The 15,508-nt window shown below is 72.7% G+C and carries 12 protein-coding genes and 1 pseudogene; 7 read left to right on the plus strand and 6 right to left on the minus strand.

Going from position 1 to position 15,508, the window contains the following annotated elements; translation table 11 throughout:
- Positions 1-18: 18 nt before the first annotated feature.
- Positions 19-1,236 (minus strand): MFS transporter, encoded by a 1,218-nt coding sequence (locus IE94_RS0131255; RefSeq protein WP_030191025.1) that lies wholly within the window; start codon positions 1,234-1,236, stop codon positions 19-21.
- Between the two features lie 79 nt (positions 1,237-1,315).
- Between IE94_RS0131255 and IE94_RS0131260 the strand changes: the two genes are divergently transcribed.
- From IE94_RS0131260 to IE94_RS41930, 3 genes and pseudogenes are all read left to right on the plus strand, one after another.
- A complete protein-coding gene (locus IE94_RS0131260; protein ID WP_030191028.1) occupies positions 1,316-2,299 on the plus strand; it encodes an ArsR/SmtB family transcription factor in 984 nt (327 codons plus the stop codon).
- Between the two features lie 200 nt (positions 2,300-2,499).
- Positions 2,500-3,021, plus strand: a complete 522-nt coding sequence (locus tag IE94_RS0131265; RefSeq protein ID WP_030191030.1) for a glutathione peroxidase — start codon at positions 2,500-2,502, stop codon at positions 3,019-3,021.
- 48 nt (positions 3,022-3,069) lie between these two features.
- Positions 3,070-3,344, plus strand: a pseudogene (locus IE94_RS41930) (GyrI-like domain-containing protein); the annotation flags it as partial.
- A gap of 93 nt (positions 3,345-3,437) precedes the next feature.
- Here IE94_RS41930 and IE94_RS0131270 read toward each other — a convergent pair.
- The 3 genes from IE94_RS0131270 to IE94_RS0131280 form a co-directional block, all read right to left on the minus strand.
- Positions 3,438-3,629 carry a DUF397 domain-containing protein gene (locus IE94_RS0131270; protein WP_003974539.1) on the minus strand — a complete coding sequence of 64 codons (192 nt, stop codon included), beginning with the start codon at positions 3,627-3,629 and terminating at the stop codon, positions 3,438-3,440.
- Positions 3,630-3,853: 224 nt separating this feature from the next.
- A complete protein-coding gene (locus tag IE94_RS0131275) occupies positions 3,854-4,711 on the minus strand; it encodes a helix-turn-helix domain-containing protein (protein WP_030191032.1) in 858 nt (285 codons plus the stop codon).
- A 328-nt stretch (positions 4,712-5,039) separates the two neighbouring features.
- Positions 5,040-5,798, minus strand: coding sequence for a GOLPH3/VPS74 family protein (locus tag IE94_RS0131280; RefSeq protein ID WP_030191035.1), 759 nt, complete (start codon positions 5,796-5,798; stop codon positions 5,040-5,042).
- 189 nt (positions 5,799-5,987) lie between these two features.
- Between IE94_RS0131280 and IE94_RS0131285 the strand changes: the two genes are divergently transcribed.
- The 3 genes from IE94_RS0131285 to IE94_RS0131295 all read left to right on the plus strand — a co-directional run bounded on the left by IE94_RS0131285 (position 5,988) and on the right by IE94_RS0131295 (position 12,805).
- Positions 5,988-8,909: a D-alanyl-D-alanine carboxypeptidase gene (locus tag IE94_RS0131285; RefSeq protein WP_245235350.1), complete on the plus strand. Its 2,922-nt coding sequence runs from the start codon at positions 5,988-5,990 to the stop codon at positions 8,907-8,909.
- A gap of 203 nt (positions 8,910-9,112) precedes the next feature.
- Complete coding sequence (locus IE94_RS0131290) at positions 9,113-10,990, plus strand: MFS transporter (RefSeq protein WP_030191042.1); 1,878 nt, start codon at positions 9,113-9,115, stop codon at positions 10,988-10,990.
- 228 nt (positions 10,991-11,218) lie between these two features.
- Positions 11,219-12,805 carry a sodium:solute symporter family protein gene (locus IE94_RS0131295; protein ID WP_030191044.1) on the plus strand — a complete coding sequence of 529 codons (1,587 nt, stop codon included), beginning with the start codon at positions 11,219-11,221 and terminating at the stop codon, positions 12,803-12,805.
- Positions 12,806-12,864: 59 nt separating this feature from the next.
- On the opposite strand, the gene IE94_RS0131300 is transcribed toward IE94_RS0131295, so the two are convergent.
- The gene (locus IE94_RS0131300; protein WP_030191047.1) at positions 12,865-13,275 is read right to left on the minus strand and encodes a VOC family protein; all 411 of its coding nucleotides are present in this window, start codon (positions 13,273-13,275) and stop codon (positions 12,865-12,867) included.
- A gap of 81 nt (positions 13,276-13,356) precedes the next feature.
- A complete protein-coding gene (locus IE94_RS0131305; protein WP_030191049.1) occupies positions 13,357-14,472 on the minus strand; it encodes an ADP-ribosylglycohydrolase family protein in 1,116 nt (371 codons plus the stop codon).
- A 243-nt stretch (positions 14,473-14,715) separates the two neighbouring features.
- Here IE94_RS0131305 and IE94_RS0131310 point away from each other — a divergent pair.
- Positions 14,716-15,508: helix-turn-helix domain-containing protein (locus IE94_RS0131310; protein WP_078606632.1), on the plus strand; the 793-nt coding region annotated here is incomplete at its 3' end.

Genomic DNA, 15,508 nt, shown 5'->3' on the forward strand with positions numbered 1-15,508 from the left:
GCCCCGCTCGCCCGGCGCTCAGGCCGGCCGAACCGCCGCCCGCGTCGGCAGCAGGCCGCCGTCGGGCGCGTCCCGCCGGCTCGCCACCGTCAGCGTGAGCGTCACCGTGAGCGAGGCGAGCGCCATCACCGACATGGCCGTCGCCGGAGAGGTGAACTGGGCCACCGTGCCGGCCAGCGTCGCGGAGAGGCCCTGGAGGGTGAGCATCCCCGCGGAGTGCAGACCGAGGGCGTGCCCGGAGAGTTCCTCGGGGGTCAGGGCGACCAGGCGCTCCTGCTGCACCAGGCTCGCCCCGAAGCCCACCGACGCCAGGGCCACCAGTACGGCCGTCAGCGGCAGCGGCGGGCGCAGGAAGAGGACCAGGTACGGGGCCGCCAGCAGCGCCAGGAGCGGGATGCCGAGGCGCGGGCGCAGCCGGGCGGGCAGCAGCCGCCCGATCGCCACGTCCCCGGCGAGCATGCCCAGCGCGCCGCACGCGAACAGCGTGCCCGCGGCGCGCGGGTCGTAGGAGACGAACAGCGACTCGCAGCCGACGACGAGGCCGTTGGGGATCCACAGGGCCAGGTACACGTGGCGGCGCGGACGGGCCGACCAGAGCAGGGCGTTGGCCCGCCAGGTGGCCGTGACGGAGGGGCGGCCCGCGACCCGGGGCGGGCGGCAGGTCAGACGGAGCGCGAGGGCCGCCGACGTGCCGTACAGGGCGGCCGCGAGCAGCAGGCACAGGCGCGGCGACAGTACGGTCACCAGGACGCCCCCGGTCGCGTATCCGGCGATCTGCATGAGGCCGCTCATCATGTTGAAGAGCGAACGCCCCGTCAGATAACCGTCCTTGGCGAGGATCTCGGTCAGCAGGCCCCAGCGGACCCCGCCGCCGAGCGAGGCGATCAGCCCCTCGACGAGGACGATGACGAGCATCGCCCACACCGGCAGGCCGGGCAGCGCGAGGGCCGCGGTGGCGGCGGCGAAGGAGAGCGAGAGGCCCGCCAGCGTCGCGCGCGGCGGCAGCCGGTCGGCGCCGGAGAGGAAGAACGTGGCGCCCAGCACCTGGGCGAGCGCCGGGCCGAACATGCTGACCGCGGACAGCAGCGGCGAGTTCGTCGCCCGGAACACCAGGGTGCCTAGCGCGAGCCCGCTGACCGTCTGGGCGGCGATGTTGGCGGAGGAGGAGAGGAAGAGGGGGCTGAACTCGGGGGTGCGGAAGAGGTCCGTGTAGGTCGTGCGGGGGGTGTCCGGCATGCGGGGAGTGTGAGGGGGGCGCGGGACCGGCCGTTAGTGTTTCGCGCGGAGGCGAAAGGTGCGGAGGGCGGGGGACCGTATGGGCTGGTGGGAGATCAACGCCGACACCCTCGCGCGCAGCCGTTTCGTCGTCTCGCCGCTCGACGAGACCCTGGCCTGTCTGAAGATGCTGCACGCGGGAGTGGCCGGGCATCCCGGTGAGCGGGCCTGGCTCGCCACCCACCGGCCCGCCCATCTGCGCCGCATGGCGGCCGACCCGGTCACCGCGCTCCTCGTCGCCTCGGGCCTCGGCCGGGAGTGGAACGCCGACTTCCTCACCCCCACCCCGGCCGAGGGCCAGAGCTTCGCGGAGGGCGTCGCGCGGATCCGGGCGACCCGTCCCGACGTGGCGCGCGCCGACCTGGCCGTCTCCCTGGGCGGGACGCTCCCGGCCGCCCTGGACCGCGACGACCTGCCGGAGCGGGCCGCCGCGCTGTTGGAGGAGGTCTGGGCCGAGGCGGTGGGGCCGGACTGGGACCGGCGCCGCCGGGTCCTGGAGGCGGACGTCGTCGCGCGGACCGCGCAGGTGAGCCGGGGCGGCTGGGCGACGGTGCTGGACGCCCTGCGGCCCGGCACCCGATGGCTGGGCGACAACCGGCTCCAGATCAACCTGAACCCGTACCCGCCGCGCGAGCTGTCCGGGGCGGAGCTGCTCCTCGTCCCGATCACGGCGCAGCGGCACGGCTGGGTGGCGTGGGAGGAGCCCGAGCGGTACGCGATGGTCTACCCGTGCGCGGGTGCCCTCGCCGGCGACGGTGCCCGGCGCGCGCCCGCCGCCCTCGGCGCCCTGCTCGGTCCGGCCCGCGCGGGCGTGCTGACGCTGCTCGGCACCCCCATGAGCACCAGCCAACTGGTCGGCGTGACCGGGCAGGGCCTCGGGTCGGTCGGACGGCATCTGCGGGTGCTGCTCGACGCGGGTCTGGTGGAGCGGCGGCGCGCGGGCCGCTCGGTGCTGTACTCGCGCACACCGGCCGGGGAGGTGCTCGTCGAGGCGGGCGGCGGGAACGGGACGGCGCCGGGCTAGGGGGGTGTCGTGTGGATCGGGCCGGCTCCGGGCGACGGCGCCTTGCGGCCGACCCGGGCGGGGTCCGGTGCGTGCGGCTGCAAGACGGAGCAGGGCGACAGGGCGGAGCCCCGGCCACCGACGACAACGCCGCAGATGTGCGTGCCGGACCCCGCGACCCCGGCAGGATCCACCCGACACCACCCCTTAGCATCCGGTGCATGACGACCTCAGCGAACACGCGGAACGACGACAGCCTCCCCCTCGACGTCGGGATCGGCGCCCTCCAGGGCGGGTCCGCGGACCTCTCCCAGTACGCCGGCCAGGTCGTACTGGTGGTCAACGTGGCCTCCAAGTGCGGGCTGACCCCGCAGTACTCGGGCCTGGAGCGACTGCACGAGCGGTACGCGGAGCAGGGATTCACCGTGCTGGGCGTGCCCTGCAACCAGTTCATGGGCCAGGAGCCCGGCAGCGCCGACGAGATCGCCGAGTTCTGCTCGGCGACGTACGGGGTCACCTTCCCGATGACCGAGAAGGTCGAGGTCAACGGAGAGGACCGGCACCCGCTGTACGACCGGCTGACCGGCTTCGCGGACGGCGAGGGACACAGCGGGGACATCCGCTGGAACTTCGAGAAGTTCCTGATCGGGCGGGACGGCAAGGTCGCCGCCCGCTTCTCGCCGCAGACCGAGCCGGAGGCGCCCGAGGTCGTGGCGGCCGTAGAGGAACGCCTCGCCGGTTGACCTTCCCCCTGGGGCAGGGCCGAACGTCCGCGTCGCCGGGTGGAACGGCCGGTCGCCGACGAGGCAGCGTCGCGGGCGAGGAGCGAGGAGCGAGGCGGCCCTGGCGGACGCGGGTGCGGCGGGAGCCGGCCGGCCGGCCTCCACCCGGGTCACCAAGGCCCAGGCGGCGTACCCCCAGATCCTGGCCGCCTTCGGGGCGGTGGAGGAGTGGATCGCCGCGCGGGGACTGACGGTCGCGGGGCCCTGCCGCGAGGTGTACTTCGCCGACTGGGGGCCGTGGCCCCGAGGACCCGGTGTGCGAGGTGGCGTTCCCGGTGGGCTGAGCCGACCGGGGCCGACGGGCGCCCTCTCGGCAAGGTCGGCGAACTGGTCGAGAGGGCTCCGTCGGTGGTGACGGCGGGTGGTGCGGGGCGGCGTTACTCCTTGACCGACGTCACGAAGGCGGTCCACGCGTCGGCGGGGAACGCGAGGACCGGGCCGCCGGTCACCTTGGAGTCGCGGACGGCGAGCGCCGCCACGAGCGGTGACCGGACCTCGACGCACGCGCCGTTCCCCCCGGAGTAGGAGGACTTGGTCCACGATTCCTGGGCGCCCTGAAGAATTGCCATGTCTGCTCCGATGGCGAGTCGCGGGTGTGGTTTACGCCAATGACGTTTGATCTTTGGCGTGATCGACGCTACTCGCTGGCCTCTCCGTGCGGAGCAGCCATTCACTCGACCGGATGGCATATTCCAGGCGAGTCTTCCAGTACTTCGGACCCGGGGTGTACCATCCCGCCTTCGCCCGGTTTCCGGGCTTCAGCGGCTTCAGCGGCTTCAGCGGCTTCAGCGGCTCAGCGCGCGTACTCCTTCGCCACGTCCTCGATGCGCTGCCGCGACTGCTCCACGTTCAGGGCCTGGGCCCGCAGGTGCTCGTACATCACCGTGTACTTCTGCACGTCCGGCGCCTTCTCCAGGTACAGGTCGCTGGTCACTCCCTCGATGTACACCACGCTGGAGTCGGCCGTGTCGGCGAACTCCAGGATGGAGTACTGGCCGTTGATGCCCGGGTGCGCGCCCACGTCGTACGGCAGCACCTGCACGGTGATGTGCGGCAGCTGCGACATCTCGGCGACGTGCTCCAACTGCTCCCGCATCACCTGCCTGCCGCCCACCACCCGGCGCAGGCAGGCCTCGTCGAGCACCACCCACAGCCGCAGCGGGTTGTGCTCGGCGGAGATGCGCTCCTGCCGCCGTATGCGGACCTGCACCCGCTTCTCCACGTCGGCGACCGACGTCTCGGGCAACGCGCCCTGGATGAGGGCCTCGGCGTAGGGCCGGGTCTGCAACAGGCCGGTGATGATCTGGGGTTCGTAGGTCCGCAGCGACTCCGCGTCGGTCTCCAGACCGATGTAGACGCTGTACGGGATGTCCCCGAAGGCGTGCCACCAGCCCTGCTGGCGCGAGTCCTTCGCCATCTGCATCAGCGAGTCGACGATCCGCTGGTCCTCTACCTCGTACACCCCGCACAGGTCGCGGACGTCCCGCTGGCTGATGCTGCGCCGGCCGTTCTCCAGGCGGCTGATCTTCGACTGCGAGACCAGCAGGCGCTCGGCGACCTCCTCGGCCGTCATGCCCTTGATCTCGCGGAGCCGGCGCAGCTCCTGGCCCAGCCGACGCCGCCTTACGGTGGGATTGACACTCGACGCCACGGGACGTGCACCTCCGGCTGCGTGACTCATACTTGCCACTTTGTGTATCTGCTGCTGAGCAGACTGCCACCAAGGTGCTTCGTACCGCTGGGAAACGGTCGATATGCGCCGCGTACACGCCAGTTCGGAACGCCACCCCCACATGCGGCCGCGCGGGGCGGCGGAACCTTTCCGCGGTCCGGGTGGACCGGACACACGGTCGGTTCCGCCGCCCCGCGCGGACCTGCGGCTCCCGTGACCGGGCTTGGGGACTGGCGGTGCGGCGGTGCTGTGGTGCGGTCGTGCGGGTGCTGCGTGCGGTGCGGTGCGGTGCGGTGCGCCCGTCGGGCTAGTGGGCCACCGCTCGCGCCATGGATCCGTGGCGCGGTTGCGCCGGAACACCGCGGGCGGGTTCCGGGGCGGTCCTGGCCCCCGGTCCCGGGGCCTGGCGGCCGACCGGGGCCGGACTGCGGCGTGGCTGTGCCGCAGCGCCGTTCTGGACGTCCATCACCGCGTGCGCCACCAGACCGCCCATGGGGTCGTGCCTGATGAGGTCCCGCAGCCGGGACCGCGACGAGCGTCCTTCGTTGCCCGGATAGAGGTGCTTGCCGAGTCCGACCGCGTGGGCCAGCGCGGCGAGCGCCGCGGTCCGCGGGTCCGGCGGGACGCCGGTGCGGATCGCCGAGTCGAGCCGGGCCTTGATCTCCCTGCTGATCGCCGTGTCCGTCGCCTGGTAGCGAGTCGTCGGCAGCACCCCGCACATCTGGCCCTCCACGGCATGCACCATGCCGCATCGCTCCAGATGCGAGAGGTAGGTCTGGCGCAGCCCCAGGCGGGGCCCGCCGATCCAGTTGACCGCCCGCACGGGAGCGCCACGCCTTCGCAGCAACTCCAACGCGCAGTCCAGTGTTGGATCTCCTGTCGGCCGTGGGGCCACCACGGCGATACGATCCCCGTCTGGGGCTATCCGTCCGGCCAGCGCCAGCTCCACCAGCTGTGCTCCGGCCAGACCGAGGTCGAGCGACTGCGGCTGTGCGGTGGTACCCGTGGTCGGGTCCAACGCCAGCAGCAGAAGCTCTTCCGGAAGTGTTCTGCGGCTCCTGCCCATCCATGCCTCCCCGCGTGGATGACAGACAGGGTGACCCCTCTCACATTGGTCTGTCGAGGGTGCGTGACCGCTTCGTAGTGGAACCAGTAGGTATGTCGTTCTCGTCTTCCGCGTGGGTTCCACCCGTACACAGGACACTGGTAAATGGTTTCGGTACGGGTTCGGTAGCGCGCACAGGACGTGCGGCGCATGGAGGAGGCATCGGTGGCGGGCGAGTCCCCCGACAGGTCGAAGCAGCGCGAGTCGTCGGAAGAACCGACGTCGGGGAGCGCGGGTCCGGTTCCCGAAGCCAGGACCGAGGCGAGCGAGCGGCGTGATCCGCGGCTGGCGGTGGCACGGGAGGACGCGAAGCGCTCCGCGGGGTCCGGTGCCGGGTCCCGCGGGGGCGTCGACACGGCGACCCGCGTGTTGTCCGTCCGCGAGACGGAGGCGGAGGACTCCGGCGAGGACGAGGACGCCGCCGGGACGGCCGAGGCTCCGGAGGCGCCCGAGGGCGCCCGCGCGGAGCCCACCGCGGGCAACGACGGCCGGCTGCGGGACGCCGTAGCGGCCTGGGTGGCCACCGCGGACGAGCGGGCCGCCGCCAACGCACGGCTCGAGGACCCGCGGGACGGCGACGGCGCCGACGGCGAGCAGACCGCCGCGGACACCGAGACCGACGGCCCGCAGACCGCCGAGACCGCCCACGACGCCGCCCCCGGCCCCGACACGGACTCCGCCGGCGTCCCGACCTCCGACACCGACGCGGACACGGGCTCGGGCGCGGGCGCGGGCTCGACCACCGATCCCGCCACGGGCACGGCTTCCGGTTCCGGCTCGGCTGCCGACTCCGACGCGGACACGGGCTCCGACTCGGCTCCCGGTGCCGAAGCCGCTCCGGCCTCCGGCACGGACACAGACCCGGGCACGGGCTCCGGCACCGGCACCGGCACCGACACCGACACGACCGTCGGCACCGACACGACCGTCGGCTCCGGCTCGGCTGCCGACGCGGATACGGCCGCCGGCAACGACGCAGGCACCGCCACGCGCCCGCCGTCCGGTTCCGGCGCGGACGCGGACTCCTCCGCGGACACGGACGCAGCCCCGGACTCGGACGCGGCCTCCGGCGAGGGCAGCGCCGTCGGCACGGACACCGACCCGGGCACGGGCTCCGGCACCGATACGGCCGCCGGCAGCGACGCAGGCACCGGCGCGGACGCGGCCTCCGGCTCCGGCTCGGCTCCCGGCGCCGATACGGCCGCCGGCAACGATGCAGGCAACGGCTCCGGCGCCGCCACGCGCCCGGCGTCCGGCTCCCGCGCAGACGCGGACCCGGACGCAGACCGGGACTCGGACCCGGCTTCCGACGCCGACTCCCGCCCGGAGGCGGACGCGGGTGCCGGTGCGGGCGGTGCGTCGGGGGCCTCGGGATCGGAGCGGGGCGCGGGAGCGGACCCGGAGGGCCGGGGCGGCGATGACGAGGGCGACGGTGGCCGCAAGCCGGTCGATCAGCCCACCGCCGTGTTCAAGGCGCCGCGGCCCGCCGTGGACCAGCCGACGACCATGCTGAAGCTGGGCGATGCCGCCGCGGCGGCCAAGAAGGCCGACAAGGCCCGCAAGGCGGGCGAGGCGGGCGAGGCGGGCGACGCCGAGCGGACCAGCAAGTTCGTGGCGCTGCGGAATCCGGACGACCCGGCGACCCGCAGGCCCCCGGGTGCCCCCGAGGCCCCGCGGGCCCAGACGTCCCCCGGCGACGCCTCCCCGCCCTCGCGGGCGCCCCGTACCGGCACCACCACCGCCGTACCGCACGTCGGGCCCGACCGGACCACCCAGCAGCCGCTGCCGCCCAAGCCTCCGCTGGACCTGCTGGCGGAGCTGACCAACACCCCGCCGCCGCCGGAGACGCCGCTGCGCACCACGGTGCGCCGGGTGAAGATCTGGACGCCGCTGGTCATCCTGCTGCTGATCGTCTTCGGGGTCGTGCAGTCGATGCGCCCGCTGCCCGCGCCCACCCTCGACCTGACGGCGCAGGACAGCTTCACCTTCGACGGCGGCAAGCCGGAGATCCCCTGGCCGTCCAGCGGGCAGGCCGCGCTCGACGTGCAGGGCATCGGCAGCTTCGGCTCGTCCGGCGACCAGAAGCCGGTGCCGATCGCGAGCGTGGCCAAGGTCATGACCGCGTACGTCATCCTGCGCGACCACCCGCTCAAGAGCGGCGCCGACGGTCCGAAGATCAAGATCGACCAGGCGGCGGAGGACCAGTCGCAGGCCGGTCAGGAGTCGACGGTCAACGTGTCCGAGGGCGACTCGGTCTCCCAGCGCGAGGCCCTGGAGAGCATCCTGATCGCGTCCGCGAACAACGTGGCGCGACTGCTGGCCCGTTGGGACGCGGGGTCCGAGAAGGCGTTCGTGGAGAAGATGAACGCCGCGGCGAAGGACCTCGGCATGGCCAACACGACGTACACCGACCCGTCGGGGCTGAACAACACGACGGTGAGCACGGCCGTGGACCAGGTGAAGCTGGCCAAGGAGGCGATGAAGGAGCCTGCCTTCCGCGAGGTCGCCGCGATGATGTCGTACGACGACTACAAGGGTGTCAACCACTCCAACTGGAACCACCTGGTCGGCCACAACGACGTCGTCGGCATCAAGACCGGCACCACCACCTCCGCCCTCGGCAATCTGGTCTTCGCGGCGAAGAAGGAGGTCGGCGGCGAGACGCGGACCATCGTCGGTGCCGTGGTGCGCCAGCCGGCGGGCGGCGCGGACAACACCATCCTCGGTGCCGCGCTGGACTCCAGCGACCAGCTGATCCGGGCCGCGCAGGACATCCTGAAGTCGTCGACGATCCTGAAGAAGGGGACCGTCGTCGGGTACGTCGACGACGGCCTCGGCGGCCGTACGCCGGTCGTCGCGACGCGGGACGTCAAGGCCGTCGGCTGGGCCGGACTGACCGTGAAGCTGACGTTCGACGCGGACGAGGTGCCGCACACGGCGCCTGCCGGGACCAAGGTCGGCACCCTCACGGTCGGCGACGGCGGGACCAGCGGCGCGGTGAAGGTGCCGGTGGCCCTGCGGGACGAGCTGGTCGAGCCGGGCCTGTCGGCCAAGCTGACCCGCCTGGGCTGACGGACGGCCCGTCCGGGCCGCAGTGACGCCCCGCGCCCCCGCCGCCGTCCGGCCGCGGGGGCGTTCGCGTCCCCGGCGGTGCCGCGAAAGGCAGGAGGCAGCGGTGCGCGGGCGCGTGCTAGCGTCACGAGACGGGGCAGTCGCCGGTCGCGGGAACGGGACACGGCCCAAAGGAGAAGACGGGACACGGGGAGTGCCTTCAGGTGGCCACTGCGGAGCCGACACGCGCCGACAACGCCGATCCGGGTTCGGGAGCCGGCCCGCGAGCCCGCGTACCCGCGCCCCGCAGGGACGACGGTGACCCCCGCCCCGCCGGGCAGCGGCCGCCGGCCGAGCCGAAGGCGCCCTCGGCGGTGAACGCCGCCTTCCTCGCCCTGCGCGAGCGCATGCTGCGCCATCCGGTGCTGTCCGTGACCGCCCTGGCCGGGGTGCTCCACATAGCATGGTTCTTCACGTTCGCGAACAGCGGCGGCGACCTCGCGGCGCAGGACGCGTGGGCCGAGTTCGTCGGCCGGCACCCGGCCTCGGCGTACAACCTCGCCTGGTACGGCGGCATGCACCCGGTGTCGTACAGCGTGATCTCGCCGTACCTGATGTCGGTGCTCGGCGTGCGCACGACGATGATGATCGCGGGGACGGTGTCGGCCGGACTGCTGACGATGGTCCTGATCCGCAGCCGGGTGGTCCGCAACCCGCTGTGGGCGTCGCTGGCGGGCCTGTTCGCGCTGCTGGGCAACGCGGTGTCGGGGCGGGTGACGTTCGGGCTCGGCATGATGTTCGGGCTGGGCGCGGTCGCCGCCGTGTTCTGCTGGCCCCACCGCTGGCGGCACGAGCGCTGGGCCAAGGGGCTGTGCGCGGCGCCGCTGGCCGCGCTGTCCACGATGGCCTCGCCGGTCTCGGGCCTGTTCGTGGGTCTGGTGGCGGTGGCCCTGTTCCTGCAGAAGCGCCGCCCGGGGGCCTGGGCGCTGGGCGTGGCACCGAGCGTGGTCGTCGCGCTGTCGGCGGTGCTGTTCCCCTTCTCCGGCACGCAGCCGATGGGGTTCGGCTCGGCGCTGCTGCCGATCGTGTACGCGGGCCTGATCTACTGGCTGGTGCCGAGCGACTGGAAGACGGTGCGGATCACGTCGGCGGTCTACGGCCTGTCGGTGCTGCTGGTCTGGCTGATCAGCTCGCAGATCGGCTCCAACATCACGCGCCTGCCGATGCTCTTCGCCGGGGTGGCGCTGGTGGCGGCGCTGCCGTTCACGGTGGTGAAGTCGCGCAGGTGGTACGCGCTGGTGGTCTCGATCGTCGGCTTCGTGGGCTGGATCGGCTTCAAGTCGGCCGACGACATCATCCACACCACGCCCGCCGCCTCTTGGGCGCGGGAGCTGGCGCCGCTCGTCAACGAGTTGCAGGAGGTCGGCGCCGAGCAGGGCCGGGTGGAGGCCGTGCCGGCGCGCTCCCACCGGGAGGCCTCGGCGCTCGCGCCGTACGTGAACCTGGCCCGCGGCTGGACCCGGCAGGCGGACATGGAGCGCAACCCGATCTTCTACGACGACACCCTCAACTCGGCGAACTACCACGACTGGCTGAAGCGCTGGGCGGTGCACTACGTGGTGCTGCCCAAGGGCGAACCGGACGGCGACGGCGGCAAGCGCGAGCGGGAGCTGCTCCAGCGGGGCCTGCCGTACCTGAAGCAGATCTGGGGCGACGCCAACTGGCAGCTGTTCCAGGTGACCGATCCGACGCCGCTGGCGGAGCCCGACGCGGTCGTCCAGCGGGCCGAGCAGGACGAGTGGGTGATCGACGTGCGGCGGCCCGGCCGCATCCTGGTCCGGATGCCGTACTCGCCGTGGCTGAGCCTCGTCGACGACGAGGGCAACAAGCTCGAGCCGCCCCAGGAGACCGAGGCCTCCAAGAACGCCCCGGAGGGCACGCCGAAGACGTACGACAACGTCAACGGCTGTCTGGCGGAGACCGAGGAGACCGCCGACGGCGACGTCTGGACGACGCTTCTGGCCCCCGAGGCGGGTACGTACCGGCTGTCGGCGCCGTACGGGCTGAAGCGGGGCACACCGTGCCCGGACGAGTTGAAGTAGCGGGCCGGGCGGCCGTGTCGGGCCGCCCCCGCTGCCGTTCATGTCCGTGAACGCAGGTCAGTAAGGCGAACCTTTTTACCTCCTCTTGACCTTCCCCTTCCTTGTCGTGCCCGCGTCGACGCACCCACGATGAGCGGGCACTTCGCGGCCTGCCACGCCCCTACCCCGCTCGTGCGAAGTGCCAACCAGCTGAGCGGAGTTCACAAGGCGGACCCCGGAAGGGGGCACATGAACGGTCTCGACTGGTCCGTGCTCATCGGCTACTTCGCCGTCATGGTGGCGATCGGTGTCTGGTCGCACAAACGCGTCGACGACGTCAGCGACTTCTTCACGGCCGGCGGCAAGATGCCGTGGTGGCTGTCCGGCATCTCGCACCACATGTCGGGCTACAGCGCGGTGATGTTCACCGGCTACGCCGGCATCGCCTACACCTACGGCGTCACGTCCTTCGTGACGTGGTCGTTCCCCATCGCGCTCGGCATCGCCATCGGCTCCAAGCTGTTCGCGCCGCGCATCAACCGGCTGCGCTCCCGGCTGCACGTGGCCTCGCCGCTGGAGTACCTCAAGAGCCGGTACAACCTGCCCACCCAGCAGGCGCTGGCCTGGTCCGGCATGCTGCTGAAGATCGTGGACGTGGCCGCGAAGTGGGCGGCCATCGCCACGCTGCTGTCGGTCTTCACCGGCATCACCCTCAACCAGGGCATCCTGATCACCGGCGTCATCACGGGCGTCTACTGCACGATCGGCGGCCTGTGGGCGGACGCGCTGACGGAGCTGGGCCAGTTCGTCATCCAGCTGCTGGCCGGTGTCGCGATGTTCGTGGCCGTCGTCATGAAGCTCGGCGACCACGGCGGCTTCTTCGGCGTCTGGGACGAGCCCGCCCTCCAGGGCCACGGAAAACCGCTGGTCGGCCCGTACGGGACGGTGTTCCTGCTGGCCTTCCTGTTCATCAAGCTCTTCGAGTACAACGGCGGCATGCTCAACCAGGCCCAGCGCTACATGGCCACGCGCAACGCCCATGAGGCCACCCGGTCGGCGCGGCTGTCGGCGGTGCTGTGGCTGGTCTGGCCCCTGGTGCTGTTCTTCCCGATGTGGATGTCGCCGCTGCTGGTGGAGTCGCAGAAGCCGGACGGGTCCGACTCCTACGCCCTGATGACCGAGCAGCTGCTGCCGCACGGCCTGCTCGGACTGGTCATCGTCGGCTTCTTCTCGCACACCATGGCCATGTGCTCCTCGGACGCCAACGCCATCGCGGCCGTGTTCACCCGTGACGTGGCGCCGGTGCTGTCGAAGCGGGCGCGCGGCTGGGGGCAGCGGTCCGGGCTGCTGGCGGCCCGGCTGACGACGGTGGTCTTCCTCGGTCTGTCGATGGCGGTGGCGACGCAGGTCGACTCGCCGACGTTCAAGGACATCATCACCGTGGTGATCAAGTGGGTCGCGGGGCTGATGGGCCCGATCGCGATCCCGATGATGCTCGGTCTGCTGCGGCCCTTCCGCCGCTCGGGTCCCACGGCGGCGCTCACCAGCTGGGGTCTGGGCCTGGTCGCGTTCTGGCTGGTCAACTACCCGATCAACTGGAGCGTGGACGGCGGGGTACCGCTGGAGTACCAGGTCTCCGTCCCGCTGGCGGTCTCGCTGGTCCTGTACGTCCTGGTCGGCTGCCTGAAGCCGGAGGACACCCCGGAGCGGCTGGCGATCATCGAGCGCGTCAACACGGACGGGGACGGCGGCGCCGCCGGTGCGGCGGCCGCGATCCCGGAGCAGAAGGACGGCGAGGTGGAGAAGCCGGTGGGACGCACCCCCGTGGGCGACTAGGGGATCCGTCCCGGCCGGGCGGGAGCGGCCGGTGCCCGCACGGGGGGCACCGGCCGGGCTCAGCGCAGTTCCTGGATGCGGATCTGGTTGCCCGCCGGGTCCCGGAAGGCGCAGTCCCGGATGCCGTACGGCTGCTCGGTCGGTTCCTGGACGATCTCGGCGTTCTGGGCGCGCACCTTGTCGAAGGTGCCGTCGAGGTCCTCGGTGGCCAGGAGGATCCACCCGTAGGTGCCCTTGGCCATCATCTCGGCGATGGTGCGGCGCTCGGTGTCGGTGATGCCGGGGTCCACGGCGGGCGGTGCCAGGAGCAGCGAGACGTCCGGCTGGCCGGCCGGGCCGACCGTGATCCAGCGCATCTTGCCGTTCCCGACGTCCTTGCGGACCTCGAAGCCGAGGACGTCCCGGTAGAAGGCGAGGGACGCCTCCGGGTCGTCGTGCGGAAGCACGGTGGTGTGAATGCTAATGTCCATGGCCGCCACGCTAGCCGCGGCCCACGGGCCACCGCTTCTCGAAAGCTGACCGTTGGCGCCGGGGTCCGCGCACGGGCGGGCCTACGCCCGGGGGTACCGCGTCAGCCACCCGGGGGACGAGTCCGCCGGGCCGTGCAGGGCGGGGCCCTGGGTCATCTCCATGGCGAAGTCGTCGGCCAGCTCCAGGACGGTCGGGCGGCCCTCCAGTTCGGCCAGCCAGGCCGGGGGCAGCGCCGTCTCGCCGTGCAGGGCACCGAGCAGGCCCCCGGTGAGGGCGCCGGCCGCCGCCGAGGGACCGTCGTGGTTGACGGCCAGCCGCAGCCCGTGCCGTACGTCCTCGCCGACGAGGGCGCAGTACACCGCGGCGGCGACCAGGCCCTCCGCGGTGCCCGCGCCGATCAGCCCGGTCACCCGGGACGGGACCGGCAGCCCCTGGCGCACCGCGCCGAGGGCGTGCTGGAGCGCGTCCGTGACGGGCTCGTGCCCCGGCCGGGCGGCGAGCAGCGCCAGGGCCCGCTGCACGGCGGCGTCCAGGCTCTCGCCGCGCGCCAGCCCGTGCACGATCACGGCGTACGCGCCCGCCGCCAGGTAGCCGGTGGGGTGACCGTGGGTCTGGGCCGCGCACTCCACGGCCAGTTGGGCGACCAGCTGCGGCTCCCAGCCGACCAGCAGCCCGAACGGCGCCGAGCGGGCGGCGGCCTCGGGGCCGCGCTCGCCGGGGTTCTTGGGCGACTCGGGGGTGCCCATCGTCTCGTCGCCGAGGCCGAGCAGCAGCGCGCGCGGCGCGCCCCGGCGGACGTACAGCCACTCCTCGTGGGCCAGCCAGCCGTCGTCCTTGCGCCGCAGGTCGGGTCCCCAGTCGCGCTGGGTGGCGACCCAGCGCCGGTAGGCCCGGTGCAGGTCGGTCGGCGGATGCCAGGCGCCGGTGTCCCGCCGTACCTGCGCGCGGATCAGCCCGTCCACGGAGAACAGGGTGAGCTGGGTGAGGTGGGTGACGGCACCGCGCCGGCCGTGGGCGGTGGCGAGGTCGGTCAGTCCCTCCGCGCCGTGCGCCTCCCGGATCGCGTCGAGGCCGAGGCCGGCGACGGGCGCGCCGAGGGCGTCGCCGACGGCAGCACCGAGCAGCGTCCCGCGCACCCGGCTGCGGAAGTCCTGCTGTTCGGCACGCCCCCAGACGGCGCCGGCTGTCCCGCCCACCTGGAACTCCCCTCGGCACTGCCCACACCGCTGTCCGTACGTACGACGTCCAGCACCCTATTCGAAGGCAGGCGGTCGATTCAGGGGCGGAACGGTGTGGAAACGTTCACGTCATGACACGGGTCGGACGGCCGCGCTGCGCCGCGGAGCTCGGCCGGAGCGCCGTGGCCGCGCACCCCTACTCTGCACGGTGACGATCTCGACACCGAGGGTGACCGCCCGGGGCGCCCGGGAAGGGGTGACATGGAGGACGAGGAGTCCGAGGCCGTACTCAAGACGGTCGGGCGGCAGGTCAGGATGTGGCGCGAGTCGGCCGGGATGACCCAGCCGGAGCTGGGCGCCGCGATCGGGTACGGCGAGGACCTGGTCTCGTCGGTCGAGCGCGGGCGGCGCATCCCCAAGCCGGACTTCCTGGACAAGGCCGACGAGGTCCTGGGCGCGGGCGGCAAGATCGCCACCATGAAGGTGGACGTGGAGCGGGCCCGGTATCCGAAGAAGGTGCGGGACCTGGCCAGACTGGAGGACGAGGCGGTCGAGCTGGGGGCCTACGCCGGTCATCACATCCACGGGCTGTTGCAGACGCCGGAGTACGCACGGGCGTTGTACGCGATGCGCCGCCCGGCGTTCACGGAGGAGGAGGTCGACCGCTACGTCTCCGCCCGCATGGCACGGAAGGCGGTCTTCGACCGGGTCCCCCGGGCCCAGCTCACCTTTGTCCAGGAAGAGGTGACACTGCGGCGCCCGCTCGGCGGCAGAATGGTGCTCCGTCAGCAGCTCGAACACCTCCTGGACATCGGGCAGTCGAGGCACGTCGAGATCCAGGTGATGCCGACGGCCCGGGAGGATCACGCGGGGATGGCGGGGTCGCTCCGGCTGCTGAAGCTCCGGGACGGCAAGACACTCGGACACATGGAGGCCCAGTTGCACAGCCGCCTCGTCAGTGAGCTTCTTCGAGGTCGCCACCGATCGGGTGATGGGCCGACAAGCGCAACGAGCGAGGCCCCCGAGCTGTTGATCGAGGTGTCTGACGTCTCAA

The organism is Streptomyces violaceorubidus (assembly GCF_000717995.1).
Classification (GTDB): Bacteria; Actinomycetota; Actinomycetes; order Streptomycetales; family Streptomycetaceae; genus Streptomyces; species Streptomyces violaceorubidus.